The 18915-nt window shown below is 53.1% G+C and carries 18 protein-coding genes; 10 read left to right on the top strand and 8 right to left on the bottom strand.

Going from position 1 to position 18915, the window contains the following annotated elements; all coding sequences use genetic code 11:
• Positions 1–65 precede the first annotated feature (65 nt).
• The gene (locus F457_RS0106130; RefSeq protein ID WP_026294242.1) at positions 66–743 is read left to right on the top strand and encodes a phosphatidylserine decarboxylase; all 678 of its coding nucleotides are present in this window, start codon (positions 66–68) and stop codon (positions 741–743) included.
• Positions 744–753: 10 nt separating this feature from the next.
• Positions 754–1629, top strand: coding sequence for a CDP-alcohol phosphatidyltransferase family protein (locus tag F457_RS0106125; protein ID WP_018980259.1), 876 nt, complete (start codon positions 754–756; stop codon positions 1627–1629).
• Here the strand turns inward: F457_RS0106125 and F457_RS0106120 are convergent.
• The 8 genes from F457_RS0106120 to F457_RS0106085 all read right to left on the bottom strand — a co-directional run bounded on the left by F457_RS0106120 (position 1590) and on the right by F457_RS0106085 (position 9494).
• Positions 1590–2066, bottom strand: a complete 477-nt coding sequence (locus F457_RS0106120) for an NADH-quinone oxidoreductase subunit B family protein (protein ID WP_018980258.1) — start codon at positions 2064–2066, stop codon at positions 1590–1592. The genes F457_RS0106125 and F457_RS0106120 overlap by 40 nt on opposite strands.
• Positions 2067–2082: 16 nt before the next feature.
• The gene (locus F457_RS0106115) at positions 2083–3525 is read right to left on the bottom strand and encodes an NADH-quinone oxidoreductase subunit D-related protein (protein ID WP_018980257.1); all 1443 of its coding nucleotides are present in this window, start codon (positions 3523–3525) and stop codon (positions 2083–2085) included.
• On the bottom strand, positions 3522–4709 hold the full coding sequence (locus tag F457_RS0106110) for a hypothetical protein (protein ID WP_018980256.1): 1188 nt from the start codon (positions 4707–4709) through the stop codon (positions 3522–3524). The genes F457_RS0106115 and F457_RS0106110 overlap by 4 nt, the downstream gene beginning before the upstream one ends.
• 2 nt (positions 4710–4711) lie before the next feature.
• A complete protein-coding gene (locus F457_RS0106105; RefSeq protein WP_018980255.1) occupies positions 4712–5245 on the bottom strand; it encodes a hypothetical protein in 534 nt (177 codons plus the stop codon).
• A complete protein-coding gene (locus F457_RS0106100; RefSeq protein ID WP_018980254.1) occupies positions 5242–5895 on the bottom strand; it encodes a hypothetical protein in 654 nt (217 codons plus the stop codon). Before F457_RS0106100 ends, F457_RS0106105 begins: the two co-directional genes overlap by 4 nt.
• Before the next feature lie 212 nt (positions 5896–6107).
• A complete protein-coding gene (locus F457_RS0106095; protein WP_018980253.1) occupies positions 6108–7439 on the bottom strand; it encodes a hypothetical protein in 1332 nt (443 codons plus the stop codon).
• Positions 7440–7446: 7 nt separating this feature from the next.
• Positions 7447–7956 (bottom strand): DNA polymerase III subunit chi, encoded by a 510-nt coding sequence (locus tag F457_RS0106090; protein ID WP_018980252.1) that lies wholly within the window; start codon positions 7954–7956, stop codon positions 7447–7449.
• Positions 7957–7982: 26 nt separating this feature from the next.
• Positions 7983–9494, bottom strand: coding sequence for a leucyl aminopeptidase (locus tag F457_RS0106085; RefSeq protein WP_018980251.1), 1512 nt, complete (start codon positions 9492–9494; stop codon positions 7983–7985).
• 147 nt (positions 9495–9641) lie between these two features.
• On the opposite strand from F457_RS0106085, the gene F457_RS0106080 reads away from it, so the two are divergent.
• The 8 genes from F457_RS0106080 to rsmA all read left to right on the top strand — a co-directional run bounded on the left by F457_RS0106080 (position 9642) and on the right by rsmA (position 18910).
• The gene (locus F457_RS0106080; protein WP_018980250.1) at positions 9642–10463 is read left to right on the top strand and encodes a 3'(2'),5'-bisphosphate nucleotidase CysQ family protein; all 822 of its coding nucleotides are present in this window, start codon (positions 9642–9644) and stop codon (positions 10461–10463) included.
• Positions 10460–11512 carry an L-threonylcarbamoyladenylate synthase gene (locus tag F457_RS0106075; protein WP_018980249.1) on the top strand — a complete coding sequence of 351 codons (1053 nt, stop codon included), beginning with the start codon at positions 10460–10462 and terminating at the stop codon, positions 11510–11512. Before F457_RS0106080 ends, F457_RS0106075 begins: the two co-directional genes overlap by 4 nt.
• Positions 11505–11969: a hypothetical protein gene (locus F457_RS0106070; RefSeq protein WP_018980248.1), complete on the top strand. Its 465-nt coding sequence runs from the start codon at positions 11505–11507 to the stop codon at positions 11967–11969. The genes F457_RS0106075 and F457_RS0106070 overlap by 8 nt, the downstream gene beginning before the upstream one ends.
• An 86-nt stretch (positions 11970–12055) precedes the next feature.
• Positions 12056–13210, top strand: coding sequence for an LPS export ABC transporter permease LptF (gene lptF / locus F457_RS0106065; RefSeq protein WP_018980247.1), 1155 nt, complete (start codon positions 12056–12058; stop codon positions 13208–13210).
• A 44-nt stretch (positions 13211–13254) separates the two neighbouring features.
• Positions 13255–14376 carry an LPS export ABC transporter permease LptG gene (gene lptG, locus F457_RS0106060; RefSeq protein WP_018980246.1) on the top strand — a complete coding sequence of 374 codons (1122 nt, stop codon included), beginning with the start codon at positions 13255–13257 and terminating at the stop codon, positions 14374–14376.
• Positions 14376–16712, top strand: a complete 2337-nt coding sequence (locus F457_RS0106055; RefSeq protein WP_018980245.1) for an LPS-assembly protein LptD — start codon at positions 14376–14378, stop codon at positions 16710–16712. Before lptG ends, F457_RS0106055 begins: the two co-directional genes overlap by 1 nt.
• A 3-nt stretch (positions 16713–16715) precedes the next feature.
• Positions 16716–18074, top strand: a complete 1359-nt coding sequence (locus F457_RS0106050) for a peptidylprolyl isomerase (protein WP_018980244.1) — start codon at positions 16716–16718, stop codon at positions 18072–18074.
• Positions 18071–18910 (top strand): 16S rRNA (adenine(1518)-N(6)/adenine(1519)-N(6))-dimethyltransferase RsmA, encoded by an 840-nt coding sequence (gene rsmA, locus F457_RS0106045; RefSeq protein WP_018980243.1) that lies wholly within the window; start codon positions 18071–18073, stop codon positions 18908–18910. The genes F457_RS0106050 and rsmA overlap by 4 nt, the downstream gene beginning before the upstream one ends.
• The last annotated feature ends 5 nt before the right edge of the window (positions 18911–18915 follow it).

Below are 18915 nucleotides of genomic sequence, written 5' to 3'. Positions count from 1 at the left end.
ACAGAGCGTCTTCAGAATGCGTCAAGTCCTTGACCCACCGCACCGGTATCGTAAGAGTAAGCATTATGTCACTGATCCAGTCTTTTAAACTCGTCCTATCCCCCCCTCATCGCGCAGCCACTCCTTTTCTAGGAGGAGGTATGCTTGTGGGGCTTTTAGGGCGTGCAACCCCTTGGCGCTTTACCCGCGCACTGGGTACAGCCGGCCTCGCCTTTACCGGGTTTTGCCTGTATTTCTTCCGCAATCCCAAGCGCTTCCCTCCTGAAGATGGAAAGCTCGTGCTTGCCAGTGCGGATGGCCGTATCACCTCTGTCACACGCGTCGCCCCTCCTCCAGCATTAGAGATGGGCGATGAGCCTGTGTGGCGCGTGTCCACCTTCCTTTCCGTGCTGAATGTGCATGTCAACCGAATCCCTGTTGATGGCACGATTACCAAGCGTGCCTATCATTCTGGACGCTTCCTAAACGCCAGCCTCGACAAAGCCTCGGAACATAATGAGCGTAATGAGCTCTGCGTAACCATGGCTGATGGCCGGCAGATCGCTGTTGTGCAGATTGCTGGGCTGATTGCGCGGCGCATTCTCTGCGATGTCTCTGAAGGGGATACACTCAAAGCAGGGGATCTCTTTGGTTTGATCCGCTTTGGCTCCCGCACAGACATTTATCTTCCCCCCGGTGTGACCCCTAAAGTTCGGGTTGGGCAGACCATGATTGGGGGCGAAACGGTTATTGCGGAACTGTGAAAGCATCAGCATGACAGAGAGCTCTTCTCCTAAATCCGTCCTAAAACGCCGGCGCAGACGTCGGCGTGTACGGGGCCTGTCTTTTAATCGACTTGTCCCTAATATACTCACCATGATTGGTCTGTGCGCCGGTTTAAGCAGCATTAAATTTGCTCTTCTTGGGCATTTTTCTCATGCAGCAATTGCGTTGCTCGTGGCAGCCTGCATGGACGGGCTGGATGGGCGTATTGCACGCCTTTTACACGGGACATCCCGTTTCGGTGCGGAGTTTGACAGCCTGTCAGACTTCGTCTGCTTCGGTGTCGCGCCCCCTTTCGTGTTGATGATGTGGGCGTTGCATCCAACAAGCCGCTTCGCCTTCGTGCCGTTTATTATGTTTACCGTCTGCATGGCGTTGCGCTTAGCCCGCTTTAACGCAACGCTTGATGACGATAATGCCCCCGAATATGCTGCGAACTTCTTCAGCGGAGTGCCAGCTCCAGCCGGCGCTCTCTTAGCGCTTTTCCCCGTCTTTCTCGGGTTAGAAGCGGAGCGTAATGGCCTGCCTGAGATTGCACAATTCTCTCATACGCCGTGGCTTTCTGCAGCCTGTCTCGTCGGCACCGCGTTTCTGCTTGTCTCAACGGTGCCTATTTGGTCGTTCAAAAATTTTAAAGTACCCACACTTTATATTTTACCCCTCCTCCTCGGAACGGGGCTTTACGCGGCTATTCTCGTTGCAGAACCTTGGGGCGCCCTAGCAGCCGCAGGGCTTATCTATCTTGGTATGCTTCCCTTCTCGCGTCGTTCCTATTGGCGTCTCCGTCGCGAGGCTGAAGCCTCCCGCGATGGAATGTTCTATGACGATCAAGAAAATCCTTCATCGGCTAACGCAACCAAAGCCTGAAAGATATCACGTGGCGATGGTGGACAGCCGGGAATGGTGCGATAAACCCGGCTGATCTTCTCAAGCCCACCAAGAGTGGCATAATCTGCCTGAAAAGGCCCACCATCTAACGCACAAGCCCCTACAGCCACCATGGACTTCCCTGCTGGCATCGCCTGCCAAGCTTCAACGAGGTCAGATGCACTGCTGCGTGTCACAGCTCCCGTTACAAGCAACCAGTCAGCTTCTTCTGGCCCCTCCACAAGCTGGAAACCGCTTCCTTCAAGGGGGATTGTACTGCCGTTCAGTGCTGCAATCTCCATGGCACAGCCCTCACAACTGCCTGTCTCTAACGCATAAAGCCGGATCATGCCCCCTCTCTTACGTGGGACAGGACGAGGGCGCCAACGCTGCGCATCCATAAAAGCAAAAAGCAATGTCGATGGGCCTGATGACATGCTTATACACTCCTTATCACAACGCCACACCGGCAGTAGAAATACCCAAAGACAGCAAGGCTGCGCCAATCTCCTCTGGTTTATGCCCATTTAAAATATCACCGAGCACCGTCAGAAGGGGGAGCGCTGGGTCACGTATATGGATCTTCTGAATTTTCCCTTGTTGTAAGGTGACCCAATACCATATATCGCCGCGAGCGCTTTCCGCCACACCGACCCCTTCATCAGTCACCGGATAAGCCTGCGCCTCATCATCAAGACCAATGCTCGCTAGGATACGCTCCATTAGGGTAATTGAATCCCCTATTTCAGCCAAACGTTGACGGTTGCGTGCCAAAGCACAGCCTTCATGCCGTCCCGATGAGCGAAGCGCATCAAGACGCATGCCAATATCGAGCGCACGCCGATCAACATACCGCCCACTCGCACGCCCAGCGACCCCACCAATCCCATACGCCCAAGCCATCTCTGTTGGGAGCACGGCAAGCCCTTCCAAGCGTGAAGCATACACATGATGCAGCCCAATAAGACGCGGAAGAGAGACTGACACAACAGTGATCACAGCCTGTGCAAGAGGAACGATTTCAGAGATCGCACAGCCACCTTCATCTAATGGCCGCACCATATCGGTTAAACGACGTGATGCTCCATGCTCTTCACACGTTTGGGCAAGAGCTTCGCGCATATGGTCACTATATGTGGCTAAAAGCTCTGCTCCAGCAGCACGCGCACTCTGAGCAAGGTCAAACATATGCACGCTCATACGCTCAATCTCGAGCAAGATCAGGCGCGTATCACGTTCACGCGGTGTTGGTAGCTGCGCTTGGGCTTGCTCTACCGCACGTGTAAAAGCCAAAGGATGAGCAACAAAACCTGCCGCATTGACACGACTAATAATCTTCAATGCTTCAGCAACTGTGCGTCCCTTAAGTTGGGAGAGTACACCACGATGCCCCGGTGCAATCTGCACATCAAGCTGCTCCACCCGTCCATTGACGACCTCATACCGCACACCCAATAAGCCCGGCAGCGCCGTACGCGACGGCACCATACCCGGCCGGTGGTCAGGTGATGTTCTCTCCCCCTGCACAGGGATCGGCTCACGCGCTAAAGGCCAAGTGAGCGGCCAGCATCCATCATCAAGCAAAGCGCGATCATCACGCGCGGAAAGGGCCTCTACCCCCCAAAGATCGCGCGCTAAACGTTCATGCCATTGAGCTGCGGGGAAACGAAGTGACGGAGCATAATAACGGCGCTTTTCGACAGCCGTGCTCAATAAAATAGGGCTTTCATCATAGAGCAAAAGCAGCGTTGCTTCGTCCTCATCAACCCATAAAGCGATAAAGGTAACGGTCCTATCAACCATCTCTAGCAAAGCGCGCCAGAGGTCTGTTTCTATCCGATAATGAAACAAACCAACACGTTCACTATGCTGTAATACAGCGGTCATGACGGTCATACGCGCCACCCTGGTACAGTATTCCACCCAGATAAGCACACACCAACAAAAGCCAAGATCATCAATAGGCTCACTAATAACCGTGTTTGCTGATCCTGCCCAACCCAAAAGCGCCAACCATGATGGGAAGGGTCTGCCAAACGAACATCACGCAGCCCCAACGCTAAACAAAGAAGCAACATGACCAATGCTCCTAAAGGCAAAACATGTCCTAATTGGAGAAGCACCACCAACATCACTGGTAAGAGAGCACGTTCAGGCAGCGTGCTTTGCTCTTTAGGGTCAAAGGACGCCCTCACCCTCAAAACCGTCCCCAGTAAAGCCCCGGCCTGAAGGAGTAAGAGCGCTGTTTCTTGCTCCGTCGCGGCGGCTACCACGCCTAGCCCCGTCAGGCATGGCAATAAGGGGAACACAGAGCCTCGCCCGAGCATCGTAATCAACAGCGCAATAAGGCCAGAAAGCAACATAAGATGACGCGCTAAAGGATACACGGCCAAATGCACCATCACGGTAAGGGCGGCAAAACGCAGCCCAACATCCAGCATATCCAGCTCGGGTGCTGCTGTTGCCGCGCTGCCCAGTCCTGCCATCATCGCAAGCCCAAGAACGGAGAGGACAATCCCCAAATTCTGCGCGGCTTCCGGTGTCACTTCAGAGGGAACACCATGCAGCAATACGGCTCCTAACGCACTCAACACCACGCCACAAAGGCGCAAACGCGCCATCATCCATGCAGGGAACGCCCGCCTTATAGCCCGTCCGTCCCACCACGCCAGCAACACTGATCCCGCTCCAATAACAACGGTAACAGCCAGCATGGAACGCAAACAAAACCCCATCAGCACACAGCCAACAACGAGAAAAGGGAGGCGTTCACCCTCACGCCCACCAAGACGTCCCTTCCCCTCGCCATGGGGATGAAGCTGCATGAATAATAAGGCCGGCACACAGGATTCTAGAGCAAGCGCGATACCTTCAGATAGGGCAAGACCATGCGAGCATCCCAGCAAACCAAGCGCACTGATGACCATACCTGCATAGGCCATTTCTTGAGCACGCCCGGCACGCTCCGACACCCACAGCACCCACGTAACCAAAAAGGGCCAACATAGTAATGTGAACAGCCCGGGAGAGGGGAAAATCCCTGCTGGAATAACACTATGGGGCAGCGTCGTGACCGGCATTGTTATTCCTCCACCTTTCGCCAAGCGAGACGAGGGAGAAGCGTAACGCCCAAAACGGCCATGACAGACCATAGCGCTATTCCTGTCACAAACAGCCCCCATGACCCCAGCAAACATGCCACCATCAATACCCCATCGGCTGTTTTTAAGAGGCCACAAAACTGCGCGAGTGGAGCCCCACACGCTGCCGAACACAAACCAGCAACAACCAACCCAACCCCTAAGGTGAGAACAAGGCCAAGGTCAGCCCCCGATAAGGCAAGGACAAACTGCATAAGAAGCGTTGCCACCACAGGCAGAATCGCTTCAGCACTCCGCACATGCGTGGATGTCCGTGCTGCGGAAAAACCGCGCAAGCCGATCCAAGCCCCACTATTAAACAGCAGCAACGCCAGCACCACCAAAACAGCCATAATGCCACTGCCTGATGACGCCGCCGTTAGCGCGCACAACACACCATAAAGGGGAAGCCAGCGCCCATCACGCCCTAACGTGATTAATACCAGCACTAAGGCAAGTGCAAAGCCGACGGTCATGTCGCAAATCTTCCGGCTAACGCAATCAAAAAACCCAACCCGATCAACAATGCCAATAAGCGCGGGTACCGTTCAACAGCACTCAGCTTTAACCCGACTATGAGTGCAAGCGTCATCGCCAATCGTGCTGCTAAACCAACAATCCCGGCCCAACCTTGCCCACCAATTAACACCGGAAGGAGAAGATCCGCCACCAAGAGCAGCCACCCCATGTGATAAAGGCCCAACAGCATACGGTTTTGGTCACGCTGAGGACGTTTCTTAACAGATACATCATCGCTAAAAAGACGCGTTAGCTCTGCTTCTGTCGGTAAAGGAGCCACCACAGCCAACGCCAACGCACAGCATATGCTCGTCCCGGCCAAGCCAGACCCTGGTGTAAGCTGCAACGCCGTATGCACACCCACCAACCCATCTGTGCCAGGAGCGGCAAGCACGAGCAAAATATCGGCCACACATAGCACCAGCGCCGTTCCCAAATATCGCCCAACGGGCACAACTGGCGTGAGACAGGCACTCCCCACTAAAAGAAGGCTTCCTATCAATAAGGGATCAGCCATAGGTGCAAAAAACTGCCCTTCATGCGTCCCTATAAAAGCATCCACGCCTGGAAGGCTCCAGAACACGACCATAATAAACGCAAAGGCCATGCCTTCCCTCGGCCAGAATCCCGCGCGGAGCCCCCGCCATAGTAACGTGCAAAAATGGGTATAAGATAGTCTAACAGATCGCACACTTCGCCCTGATAGATATAAGGGCAGCTCCTCAAACACCCAGACGCAGAGCGGCGTTAGAACCATCAACAGCACCACCTGCGCGCAGGCTGTACAACCATTCTCAAAAAGGGCCCACACATCCTGCTTCATGAACTCAGCCCCAAAAGAGCGAGCACAGCGCCAAGAAAGACCAGCCAAATCGTTAGGCTCATTTCCGACACCGGCACCTGCATCTGTCGAAAACGACGGCTCCCTTCACGCCCATAATAACGCATGACAACGAGCTGACGACGCCATCTCCAAGGCAAAGAAGGCGTCTCTCCACCCAGCCACGCTAACCAGCGTTGCCGATCTGAGGTCATAACAGGCAATGTCCCTGGTAACATCACAGGCCGCGTGAGAGACCATGGGCGCACAAAAACACCCCAAAAAATCAACACAAGCCCCCAAAGTGCCGGGAAAGCGAGCACGGCGCCGTCCCCTCCTTGGAATGACCATATCGTCGCGAAAGAAAAAGTGCTCAAGCCATCATAGCCACCATGATGAGCCAGCAGCCCACCGGCGACCATCACGCAGGACGGCACCAAAGCCGCAACCAGCAGAAAAGACGGTGTCACCGCTGTAGCACGCATTGTGGGGATAAAGCGTATCAGCTCCAAGGTAGCGAGAAGCGCCAAAATAACCGCCACGGCAAGACCTGATAAAGTCCAGCCCCCAGCTCCTGTTACTAAACCAAGCGTGGCATGTATGCCGAGCCAAGTGACCATAAACCCGGGCAAAGGCGGAACAGATAAGGCCAAAAGCCGCCATGACGGCTGAATAACCCGCACAACAGACAAGGTAAGGTCAAGCAATAAGGCACAAGCCGCCGCCTGAGCGCTCGCTGTAAGCCCTTCTTTTTGAGAGGCCATCATGACACCCAGCAAAAAAAGAGGGCGCAACACGAGGACAAGCCCAGAGAGCACCGCCCATTTCCGCATATATCCCCATGCACTCAATGCCATCATGACGCTGCCAGCACCAAGTGTCCAAAAACCTGGCTGAAAAGGGGTAATATGCGCACTTAACCCGACACTTAAAAGCGCACCAAGACATTGCTGCTCATGAGCAATATCGCGCTTTTGACCGGGCCAAAATAACACTGGAAGAAGCAACAAGGCGCCCCATAATGATGGATAAACGCCATACAGCACTAAGGCTGGTATCCCCCAAAAAGGGAGAAACACATTCCCGGTTCGCCCACCTAATACAACCATTAAAACAGCGAGGAGCAGGACAGTGAGATCCGTATTGCGTACAATCAATACGATGAAAGCGAGCCCCAAAGCACAAGCACGCTCTAACGCCGGGCCATCCAGAGGCACGCGCATTTTTGGCCGTAAGCCGTGCCAGAGAGTATGCAGAACCGCACGGTCACCAAGAAATAGGCATAACACAAGACCCGCAAGAAACACTGTCAGTGAATCGCTATAGAACACCGCTACACTATCCTGCTCGTCGCCAACCTTGTGGTTCCTGCTTCCAATAGGTCAGTTCACACCCCGCCGCTTTAGCCGCTTTCCAGCGCTGCCGCGCTTGCACGACAGCCTCATGATCACGTCCATCAAAAAGGTCAAACACACGGGCGATAGAACCAAATGCCCCCTCGCCAGCACCATCAATACGAAAGAGAAACCGCGCACCGTTGGGGCATTCATCTTTTGCTGAAAGCCAAATAGGCTGCCGCGCTGCATAGCCCATCTTCGCTGTACCATGAGGGAGCCAGAGCAAGGTGCGCTGCTCCCACAAAGCCTTATCCAACTCCGTCACGCGGGCCGCCGTTGGGCAACGCACCACCGCTCTTTCGCCTGTCTCGAGCGTGCGTCCAAGCAAACGCGGCAATGCTTCCTCTAAGCTTGTGCGGGTCAGATGATAAAACCCAACCTGCACAGCCTTTCCCTCTGGCGCCTCTTTTGAGGGCGCCTTAGGCTGATCGCTGGACGCCTCTTCTGTCATGATGTCTCTCAGCTCTTACCGTGCTGTTAGTTCTGCGCCTCGTGATCTTGTACAAAACGATCAAGCAGTTGGACACCAAAGCCTGTCGCCCCTTTGCCTGCCAGTGCTGATTCTTTGTCCAGCCACGCCGTGCCTGCAATATCAAGATGCGCCCAGCGCGTCTTACCAACAAAGCGTTTGAGGAACTCAGCAGCCAAAATGGAGCTTCCCGGACGTCCACCGATATTCTTCATATCAGCAACGTCGGAATCAATCGCACGGTTATAAGCTTCGCCCATTGGCATCCGCCAGAGCTTCTCGCCCGTTTCACTACCTGCCTGCACCAAGGCCACAGCTAAGCTATCATCATTACTAAACAAGCCGGCATGTTCGGCCCCAAGAGCGACAACAATCGCCCCTGTTAGGGTTGCTAGGTTCACCATCAGCGCAGGCTTGTAGGTCTGTGCCGTATAAGACAGCAGGTCAGCCAAAACGAGACGACCTTCAGCATCTGTGTTCAAGACTTCAATCGTTTGGCCGCTATGGCTTTTCACGATGTCACCAGGACGCTGCGCCGTGCCAGATGGCATGTTTTCAACCAACCCGACAACACCAATGGCATTGACCTCAGCTTTACGACGAGCCAGCGCACTCAACAGCCCGACAACCGTTGCAGCACCGCCCATATCGCCTTTCATCTCATCCATGCCAGCAGCCGGCTTGATGGAAATACCGCCTGAATCAAATGTCACGCCCTTCCCGATAAAGGCGAGCGGCGCATCTTCAGCAGAAGGCGCCCCATTATGACGCAAGATCACAGTATACGGGGCGAACTCACTCCCCTGCGCGACACCCAAAAGCGCACCAAATCCCAGCTTTTCCATCTGCGCACGGTCAAGAACCTCAACATCCAAGCCTAGTTCTTTGAGCGCTTCGATACGATTTTTAAAGCTTTCAGGATACAGTACATTGGAAGGCTCTGTAACGAGATCGCGTGTTAAGAACACGCCATCAGCAACCGCTTGCAAAGCCGTCCAGCGTGACAAAGCCGCTTCAGCCGCTTCCTCGGTTGAAAGAACGAGGCTTAAACGCTGCGTCTTTACAGGCTTGGAAGGTTCTGACTGATATTTCGTAAAGCGATAGCTTGTCAGACGCGCTCCCAAAGCCACTTCGGCCGCGTAGCTCGCCAAGCAATCAGGCACGACAATAATTCCCTGCTCGGAAGCATAGCCGCTTTTCTCAAGCGCACGAAACGCCCGACCGCCAGCTTCTTCCATCACAAGAGCTTCTGACTTTGAGTCTGCTCCATCTTCAGGAGCGCAGCCAATAATCTGCACCTGTGCAAGGCTGTCAGATGGTGCGCCTAGACAGAGAGTTTGTCCCTCTTTCCCCTGAAAATCACGCACGCGAACGGCTCGGGACAACGCCCCGCCTGTGTCCTGATCCAAACGCTGGAACATGGGAGACGTCGTCCCTTTCAGGCCATGGCATAAAACCGCCACAGAAAGAGGGGCTGATTGATCAGAATGTGAGAAAACATCAAATGAAAGCTGGAGCATGAACTATCCGGGACAAAAATAAAAATCCTCGGACACACCCAACAGGTTAAGATGACCTCCCGTGTGCCCACCCCTCTTATCGGCAGAGGAACGCGAACAAACAAGAGGGCAAGTGACGAATGTTTGATAATCCGTTAGGTTAAAGCCATGAGTGTTTCTTCTGATACCCCTCGCGACCGCCGCGCCCTGCTTTCTTTAGCTTTAGAGGTCATCTCTGAAGCTGCTGATATTGTTAACACTATTCGGGAGCGTGGCTTCCGCACGATGATCAAGGCCGATTCATCGCCTGTGACAGAAGCAGACCAAGCCTCAGAAGCGCATATTCTCTCGCGACTCCGGGAAGCATACCCCGATATTGCCGCTATTGCTGAAGAAGAGCACGCCGCGGGAATCCATATCCACCCCGGGTCTTATTATTGGTTGATTGACCCTCTTGATGGCACAAAAGGCTTTGCCGCTGGGGGAGATGATTTCGCGATTAATATCGGCCTCGTTCATAACGACCAGCCCGTTCTTGGCGCTGTTGCCCTTCCCGCCTTTGCCCAATTCTATAGTGGTGGCAAGGGGCTAGGCGCTTTCCGCCACGACGCTCAGGGCACACACACCATTAAAACCGTCACCCCGAGTGACGAAGGGCTACGCGTGCTCGCCTCCTCTCATCATGGATCTGAAACATTGCTGCAAAAATGGCTTGCAGGGCGTCCCATCCACTCCATTACCCGAATGGGATCGGCCGCTAAGCTCGTGCGTGTAGCCGAAGGCGCTGCTGATTTTTACCCGCGCTTTGGCCCTACTATGGAATGGGACACAGCCGCCCCGCAGGCTATTTTGGAAGAAGCAGGCGGGCATCTTTACGACGAGCACGGTCATATTTTGCGCTACGGTAAAGAGGGCTGGAAGAACCCTCCCTTCTATTGCACTGGCTTTTGTGACCACCCTTCCTCAACATCGACGGATCACCCTTCATGACAGCACAACGCCGCTCTCCTTCTCTCACTGAACGGCTTGATGTCAGCTATGATGGGATTCGTCGTGCCGCTGACCTCATCAAACGTGGCGGTGTTGTCGCTTTTGGCACAGAAACGGTCTATGGGCTCGGGGCTCTTTCTACGTCTCGCCATGCCGTCGCGCGTGTTTTTGCGGTCAAAGGACGCCCCTCCTTCAACCCGCTGATCAATCATTTTGCCTCTAAAGAACGCGCTTTTGAAGAAGCAGTCTTGGATGGACCTTTAGGCACTCTTGCTCAGCAGTTGGCTGACCATTTCTGGCCAGGGCCGCTCACGTTAGTGCTGCCTCGTCATCCGAAAAGCCGCATTTGCGACACGGCTTCTGCCGCTTTGCCAAGTGTTGCCCTCCGTGTGCCACGCGGTCGCGCTGTTCAGCAACTTCTCGCGCTGATTGACGCCCCCGTCGCCGCTCCTTCTGCCAATCGCTCAGGACGAATCAGCCCCTCCACAGCCGCGCATGTGGTAGACGGGCTTAATGGCCTTATCGACGCTGTGCTCAACACAGGCCCCTGCACTGTTGGCGTTGAAAGCACTGTGCTCGACCTAACAGGAGACAAACCGGTCATTCTCCGACAAGGTGGTGTCACACAAGACGCGTTGGAAGAGATGTGTGGCCCTCTTTCTTCGCCAGCACCCCAACTATCCTCTTCATCATCACGTCCAACCGCACCGGGGCAGCTTTCCTCCCATTATGCTCCCTCTCTTCCCGTTCGCTTAGATGTCACCTCTCCTCGACCAGAGGAAGCCTATCTCTGCTTGGGCGATGCTGACCAGCACGTCGATTCGCAACAGCTCATATGGAATCTTAGCCCGTCTGGGGACCTTGCTGAGGCTGCAGCACGTCTTTTTTCAGGACTTCATTTTCTAGACCATGAAGGCACGCGCCGTGGCCTAAAAGCCATTGCCGTTTCCCCCATTCCCGCTCATGGTATGGGCCTTGCATTGAGGGATCGCTTACAGCGCGCCGCGGCTCCACGCTCGGTTATAGAGGAGAACGCCTCCGATGGATGACACGCACCTCACAGAAGACCAAAAAGACATCCGCTTGCTGGCCGATATTTTGGCCTTGGTACTTGATGAAGAACAGGGACAGGCCAGCGCCGCCTTAGAAGCGCTCCGTCAACGTGCCCGGAAGCGAAAAGTCAGTGGTGGCACCTTAAAGAACCTCTTCAGAAGCCTTGCTGAACATGAGCAAAGCGCTCAAGCCGTTTTAGCGCGCAGCACGACACTGCCCGATAGCTTAGCTGACCGGCATCGTCGCTTACAAAGCGAGTATGCACTGCTACAAGAAGAGAACGCACAGCTCAGCCAATATGCCAGTTTTCATACTGCCCAAGCCCCGCTCCGTCGCGCTGCCATTGTGATTGCCTTGGTAGCAGGCCTACTAGGAGGCATCGCCGGCACGCAACTCGTCCATACCCTCACCGCCCCACCACGGATTGATCCTGCACTTTGTCTGCACACATAAAGCACAATCCGTACGGGGATGGACTATCTAAAAAGCGATTACCTAGCCCTCGCCTGCTTGATCATCTCTTATCAAGGTAACGATCTGTGCGCGCTCTCCGTTTCTTTCAATCCCAGCAGCTCCTTTTTGAGCGTTATATGCTTCGACAGCTGATCTTCGCTCTCATCGCACTCACAGGTGGGGCTGTCGCTTTGATATGGCTCACGCAATCTCTCCATTTTGTCTCCATGGTCGTTCAGCATGGCCTTTCTTTGGGGGCTTTTCTCCACCTCACCTCGCTAATGCTCCCCACCCTTGTTGGTGTCATTCTGCCGATCAGCACCTTTTTGGTTATTCTCTTCGTCTATCATAAGCTTTCAGGAGACCGTGAACTTACTGTTATGCGAGCCGCCGGGCTTTCTCCCCTTCAGCTCGCTCGCCCTGGGCTTCTCTGCGCACTGATGGCGACAACACTCGCCTATATGCTCAGCCTGTGGCTATCCCCTGCATCCTATCACGCGTTTCATCGTTATGAATTTCAAATTCGCAATCGAGCAGCTGCTTTTTTATTAGAGGAAGGCGTCTTTACACCGGTTTCAAGTACTATGACGATTTATGTAAAAAGTCATGAAACCGATAATTTCTTTAAAGGCGTCCTCATCCAAGATAATCGCATCCCCAGCAAACCGACGACGATCCTAGCTGAAGAAGCCTTCATGATCCCCCATGGAGACGCGCTTAATCTCGTACTGCACAATGGCTCTCGTCAGGGAATCGACCCACAAACAGGGCAGCTCGGCATGCTAGACTTCAAGCATGATACGATTGAACTAAGCTCTTCCCATCCGGGGGCTGAAGGTGATCAAGATGCCGCCGAGCTCTCTCTTCATGCTCTTTTCTTCCCTCCCTCTTACGTTCCCCTCCGCTATCGCGCCAAGCTCGCCGTGGAAGGATGGGCACGTTTAACGACGCCTCTCTCAACACTTTCTTACGCTATCATTGGGTTAGTCTGTGCTCTTCGTGGGGGGTTTTCACGGTATGGCTCCATTATACGACCCCTTATGGCCATCTTTTGTGTTGTCGGGCTCTTATTGCTTTCATTGATGCTCAAAGGGATGGCGTCCCGTCAACTCACCTTCGTTCCATTGCTTTGGGCCGAAATTATCGTACCTATCCTCATATGCTGCGCTCTTTTACTGCACGAACACTTCAAAGGTCTGTCTTTTTTAAAACGCCCTGTTAAAGGGAAACATTCCTCATGAGGCCATTTTTTAGGGCATTTTCACAGGCCAGACAGTCACTTGTCATGCATCATGCCTATTTCCCAAAAACATTAGCCCGTTATTTAGGTCGAAAATTTACCCTCACCTCTCTAGCAACCACTATCGCTCTCACTGGGCTTATTTCACTTTTTGATTTTATTGACGTTTTAAGACGAGCCTCATCTCACCCCGACGTTAGCCTTTGGGTTGTGCTGCTGATCTCAACCCTTCATGCCCCTTATTACCTTATCTATGTGCTACCTTTTGGTATGCTTTTAGGCGGTATGACCTGTTTCTCTCGCTTATCACGCTCATCAGAGCTCATCGTGATGAGAGCCGCAGGACTATCGGCGTGGCAATTTTTAAGTAGTCCAGTTTTTTGTGCCATTATGCTGGGTGTTATTGTTTCAACAGGGCTATCGCCCCTCTCATCTATTATGTTTCGGCACGCCAGTCAGCTTGACAATAAACTGCTCCGTGGGGAACCAAGTTCAACTTTTTTTCAGAAAAATGGTCTTTGGCTTCGTCAACATGACACAACCACTACTCCCAATGGAGAAGCAATTCTTCATGTAAGCCGTGGGCATTTAAGGGGGGATTCTCTTCAAGTGGAGCATATTAGCCTCTTTCGCCTTGATGAGCATTTCCACCTTATTGATCGTATAGAAGCGTCTTCAGGAGAGTTAAAAGATCATAACTGGCAGTTTTATAACGCTTTTCGCCTCCTCCCGGCCCATACCCCTCAAGCCTTAGACCACCTCTCTCTTCCCTCTGAACTCACGGTTGATCGCATCCGTACCAGCACAACTCCGCCCGATACATTGTCTCTTTGGGCCCTTCCATGCTTTATTAAGCTCTTGTCACGTTCGGGTTTTTCCACCATTCAGTACCGTCTTCATTTCCAAGCGCTGTTGGCTTTACCCCTTTTGGCAGGAACAATGGCGCTTGTATCTGCTGGCTTTTCTATGCGATCCACACGGCGTGGTGGAGTTGCCCGTATGCTTGGTGCTGGCATTACAACTGGTTTTGCCTTATTTACGGTATCGAAAATCGCAGAACAGCTCGGAAAGTCAGGAGCCCTTCCGCCGCTCCTAGCTTCGTGGGCCCCGACAGGAGCGGGCCTGTGTCTAGCCGCAGCGTTGCTGTTGCACATGGAGGATGGTTAATGCCTTTGCTCAGAGACTTTCCATTCGCTTTTGGGAAGCGCACGCCTGTTCTAGGCCTTGCTTTAGCAAGCTCAGCTCTTGCTGCCTTATCATGGGGAAGCACATCACCAGCATATGCTGGAAATGCGCATTCAAGCAGCAGCGGCCCGCTTGTAACGCCTGGTCGTGTTTCCCCGCAAGACCCGCTAACCTATCTCGCTGACCATGAAAGCTACGACAAAACGGGGATCATCCTGTGGAAGGGAAATGTTCGCGTTTGGCAAGGTGGTCAAGCCCTTCGCGCGGACGAAATTACCTATGATCGCGCAGCAGGGATTATGCGCGCACGCGGCCATGTCTCGCTCGTTCAACCCGATGGCAGCACGACATACGCAGATCATGTTGAACTGTCTCACGGTATGAAAGATGGCATCGGCACAGCCATCTATGTCAGGATGGAGCAAAATGCCAAGCTCGCGGCAACAGGTATGCGCCGCAGCAACGGTGTTGTAAATGACTTCTCAAGTGCTGTTTATACTGCCTGCAAAACCTGCGCTAAAAACCCAGATGCGCTGCCCTTTTGGCAATTTCAAGCCTATGGAGCGACGCAAGATCGCGAAAATCAAAATATTGAATTTAATCATGCTTGGTTGAAGGTTTTAGGGCTTCCTGTCTTTTACTTCCCCTATTTCGCCGTCACAGACCCAACAGCAAAGCGCCATAGCGGACTGCTGACTTTCAACGTCAACCCTCATGATCGCTATCTAGGAACGTATTTTACCCTTCCTTATTATTGGGTGATTGACGATCAGCAGGATCTGACGTTCGTTCCCCTCATTGCAAGCCACACAGGCCCACAGCTTTCGGCTCAATACCGCCATCGCTTCAATTTCGGGAAGCTGAAAATCACGGCAGGTATCGCAGACGATACACGCCGCAACACCCCCTTTTATAATGCCTTTGGAGAGCGCTCTACCGGGGGAAAAGAACACGGCGCTCAAGGCTATATTTTTGGTAGCGGCGATTTCAATCTTGACCGGCATTGGCGCGCTGGCTTTAACGTCAATATCGCAAGTTCAGCGAACTATATGCGCGATTACCGCCTCAACGGATATGGGTCAGACGTCCTCCCCACCAATGCTTATTTAGAAGGCTTTGGTGTTGGCTCCCACATCATGTTGGATGCTCAAGGCTATCAAGGGCTTAATCGCGGGATTATTAACAATAAAGAGCTTCCCTACGCTCTCCCACGCTTTAGCTACGACTTTACAGGACAGCCCGATGCGCTCGGCGGTCGCCTGACCGTCCACAGCACGGACTTTTACGTCTATCGTCAACGCGGCGTAAACGACCAACGCGGTGAACTCGCCTTACAATGGGATCGTCCTTTCCAAAACCGGCTTGGTCAAAAATGGCTGCTGACCGCTCGGCTCGATTCTATGCTTTACCATTCGACACGCCTGAATGAACAGCCGATTTACGGCAAAAAAGGCTCTCACGTTAGCGGCCAAGTCCAGCCAACGGTTTCTCTGAAAATGAACTGGCCTTTCCTGCGCACCTTCGCAAAAGGTCATGGTAGCCAGATCTTTGAACCAATTGTGCAATTTATTGCCTCTCCCAACACGGGCGGTGCGGCCATGCGCTCCCTCCCCAACGAAGATAGCTTTACGTACGAATTCAGCGACACGACCCTCTTCGCTCTTAACCGCTATATGGGCACCGACCGACTCGATGGCGGGATTCGCGGTAATGTGGGGATTCACCAAAACTGGACATGGAACGGCCATTCCATTGATATGCTCGTCGGGGAAAGCTTCCAGCAACATATCACACGCAACCGTCCTGCTTTTTCAGGTCTTGACCATCACCTCTCAGATCCTGTTGGGCGTGTTACTTTTACACCTAATCAGTATCTCGATATTACAGCACGCGGACGTTACAACCCGTGGCGTAAGAAATTTGATTATGGTGAAGCGCTGTTTAGCGCCGGTATTCCGCAATTCCGGATCACAGGCGGGTATATTTACGGCCCTGTCACGCCTTATTATTATTCCTACGTCAATTATAATAAAGGCGGTAATGCGATTCAAAATCCTTACAACCAAGAAACAAGCGAGCTGAGCGGGGGCGTCTCAACCCGTTGGCGTCAATATCATTTCTCAGCCTATGCACGACGCAGCCTCTCTCGTAAGCAATTTGTCGCAACAGGCGGCGATGTCGGTTATAGCAATGACTGCTTTGGGCTAGACGTTATCTACGTTCGACAATACACCTATATTGGTGGACAACGGCGCAATTCAACCGTGCTGCTCAACTTCACGTTCAAGACTATCGGTAATTTTGGGATCAACGGCTGACATATGTTCTCACCTTCGCGTATTGCTTTGCTTCCCCTCTCTGTCTGCGCCGCTGTGATGCTAGTCTTCCCTCACACGGGAATGGCTGCTTCAACTGCTAATGCAGCCTCTACTCGACAAACCGAGGCTCCCTCAACAACGGAAGACCAAATTATTGCTGTCGTGAATGGGCAAGTCCTAACACAGCGTGATGTTGAAGAACGCGCACGTCTTTTCGTGCTCTCAACAGGGTTACCTATCAGTTCAGATGTTATGCAACGCATGCGTGGGCAGATCATTCATCAACTTATTGATGAACGCCTCAAAATGCAGGAAATGCTCAACCGGCATATCAATATTGAGCCCGAGCAGATTGCAAATGCTATTAGCAACATTGAAGCACGTAATGGCATGCCGCAAAATGCTCTGCGCAATCGCCTAAAATCCGATGGTGTCTCGCTCACGACCCTTATTGACCAAATTCGCGTTCAGCTCGGATGGATGCAAGTCTTGCGTGAAGAACTTGGCGCGCGCAACCGCGTGACACCTGACCAAATCGCTCAACGAGAACGCGCCCTTCAGGCTGAAGCAGGCCGGCCTCAATATATGGTCAGTGAAATTTTTGTTCCTGTCCCTGATCCACGACATGATGAAGTCGAGCTGACTTTTACGAAAACAATCATCAACCAGCTCCGTGAAGGGGCTCCTTTCCCAATTGTTGCCGCTCAGTTCTCGCAAGACCAAGCCGCATTGGACGGTGGTGCCCGTGGCTGGATGCAGGAAGATAGTATTGAGCCGCAAGTTCTCGACGTAATCCGTCAAATGCCTGAAGGCGCTATTTCTAACCCGATTAAAGTTCCTGGTGGCTTTATTATCGCTACCGTCCAAGGGCGTCGTGTGGTTGGCAAACAGCTCGGCACGATTATCGGGCTGCGACAGGCCTTTATTCCTTTCACCTCGCAGCTCGACCCCAGCAACCCGACAGACCAACAAAAGCTTGCCTTACAAAAAGCAACCAGTGCCTCTCAGTCTCTCCATAACTGCGATGCTGTTGAAGCACTCAATCGCTCTATGGGAGATAAACGGCCAAGCAACCCAGGCCTCCAAGTTATGGAACGCCTTGCACCGCAGATGCAGGCTGTCATTGGCAAACTTCCGACCGGTCATGCTTCGCACCCTCTTGTTGCAACAGATGGTATCGCTTTGCTTATGGTATGCTCACGCGAGCAACGCAATCTTGCCCAGCAAACACCGGGACAAATTGCCGACCAGATGATGAATGAACGTGTTGAGCAGGCAGCTCAGCAAATGCATCGCTCCCTTCAACGTCGCGCGGTTATCCAAATCCGCCCTGCAGCACAGACTGTTCTACGCCACGAATGACACACACACTCCCCTCTCTGCGTGAGAGCATTCGTGCTCATGGGCTTGATGCACGCAAATCACTTGGACAGCACTTTCTTTTAGACCCATCCGTTTGCGCGCGTATCGCCAGCTTGGGTGGCTCGCTAGCAGGGCGTCATATCGTAGAAGTTGGCCCGGGCCCCGGTGGGCTGACCCGTGCCTTATTAGACAGCCAAGCAAGTAGTCTCCATGCTATTGAAGTTGATGAGCGTGCGTGGCCTTTATTAGAGGAACTGCGAGAACATTATGGCCCTCGCCTTTCCATCGTTCCGCAAGATGCCTTACGCATTGATGCAACTTCTTTAGGGCCTGCACCACGACAAATTATTGCGAACCTTCCTTATAATGTCGCAACTCCCCTCCTCGTGAGCTGGCTTCGGCAAGCCTCAGAGTGGGAACGTCTTGTCTTGATGTTCCAAAAAGAAGTGGCAGAACGTGTCTGCGCTGCCCCTAATAGCTCAGCCTATGGCCGGCTTGCTGTTTTAGCTCAATGGTGTGCAGATTGTTCGATTGGTATGACTTTACCACCGGGGGCTTTTTTCCCGCCCCCTAAAGTGCACTCCGCTGTCGCAGTGCTCGTCCCTCATGCCCAACAGCCATCACGCCCGCTTTTTAAGGCTATGGAACAAGTCACAGCGGCAGCCTTTGGTCAACGACGCAAAATGCTACGCACGGCTTTAAAACCGATCGGGGGGCTATCCTTACTTGAAGAAGCAGACATCCTCCCGACCCGACGTGCCGAGACCCTCTCTGTTTCAGAATTTGATCGTCTGGCCCGTTGCCACCTTGCAAGACAACAAAAAACCGGGGGCTAACCCCC

The organism is Saccharibacter floricola DSM 15669, assembly GCF_000378165.1.
Taxonomy (GTDB): Bacteria; Pseudomonadota; Alphaproteobacteria; order Acetobacterales; family Acetobacteraceae; genus Saccharibacter; species Saccharibacter floricola.
This window is presented reverse-complemented; position numbering and strand designations above follow the sequence as displayed.

Coding starts and splice junctions, on each gene's coding strand:
- F457_RS0106050 (WP_018980244.1), top strand. CDS start 16,716: ATGTTCTCACCTTCGCGTATTGCTTTGCTTCCCCTCTCTGTCTGCGCC.
- F457_RS0106100 (WP_018980254.1), bottom strand. CDS start 5,895: ATGGCCTTTGCGTTTATTATGGTCGTGTTCTGGAGCCTTCCAGGCGTG.
- F457_RS0106130 (WP_026294242.1), top strand. CDS start 66: ATGTCACTGATCCAGTCTTTTAAACTCGTCCTATCCCCCCCTCATCGC.
- F457_RS0106075 (WP_018980249.1), top strand. CDS start 10,460: ATGACAGCACAACGCCGCTCTCCTTCTCTCACTGAACGGCTTGATGTC.
- F457_RS0106055 (WP_018980245.1), top strand. CDS start 14,376: ATGCCTTTGCTCAGAGACTTTCCATTCGCTTTTGGGAAGCGCACGCCT.
- F457_RS0106115 (WP_018980257.1), bottom strand. CDS start 3,525: ATGACCGTCATGACCGCTGTATTACAGCATAGTGAACGTGTTGGTTTG.
- F457_RS0106110 (WP_018980256.1), bottom strand. CDS start 4,709: ATGCCGGTCACGACGCTGCCCCATAGTGTTATTCCAGCAGGGATTTTC.
- rsmA (WP_018980243.1), top strand. CDS start 18,071: ATGACACACACACTCCCCTCTCTGCGTGAGAGCATTCGTGCTCATGGG.
- F457_RS0106085 (WP_018980251.1), bottom strand. CDS start 9,494: ATGCTCCAGCTTTCATTTGATGTTTTCTCACATTCTGATCAATCAGCC.
- F457_RS0106120 (WP_018980258.1), bottom strand. CDS start 2,066: ATGTCATCAGGCCCATCGACATTGCTTTTTGCTTTTATGGATGCGCAG.
- F457_RS0106105 (WP_018980255.1), bottom strand. CDS start 5,245: ATGACCGTCGGCTTTGCACTTGCCTTAGTGCTGGTATTAATCACGTTA.
- F457_RS0106080 (WP_018980250.1), top strand. CDS start 9,642: ATGAGTGTTTCTTCTGATACCCCTCGCGACCGCCGCGCCCTGCTTTCT.
- lptG (WP_018980246.1), top strand. CDS start 13,255: ATGCATCATGCCTATTTCCCAAAAACATTAGCCCGTTATTTAGGTCGA.
- F457_RS0106090 (WP_018980252.1), bottom strand. CDS start 7,956: ATGACAGAAGAGGCGTCCAGCGATCAGCCTAAGGCGCCCTCAAAAGAG.
- F457_RS0106125 (WP_018980259.1), top strand. CDS start 754: ATGACAGAGAGCTCTTCTCCTAAATCCGTCCTAAAACGCCGGCGCAGA.
- F457_RS0106070 (WP_018980248.1), top strand. CDS start 11,505: ATGGATGACACGCACCTCACAGAAGACCAAAAAGACATCCGCTTGCTG.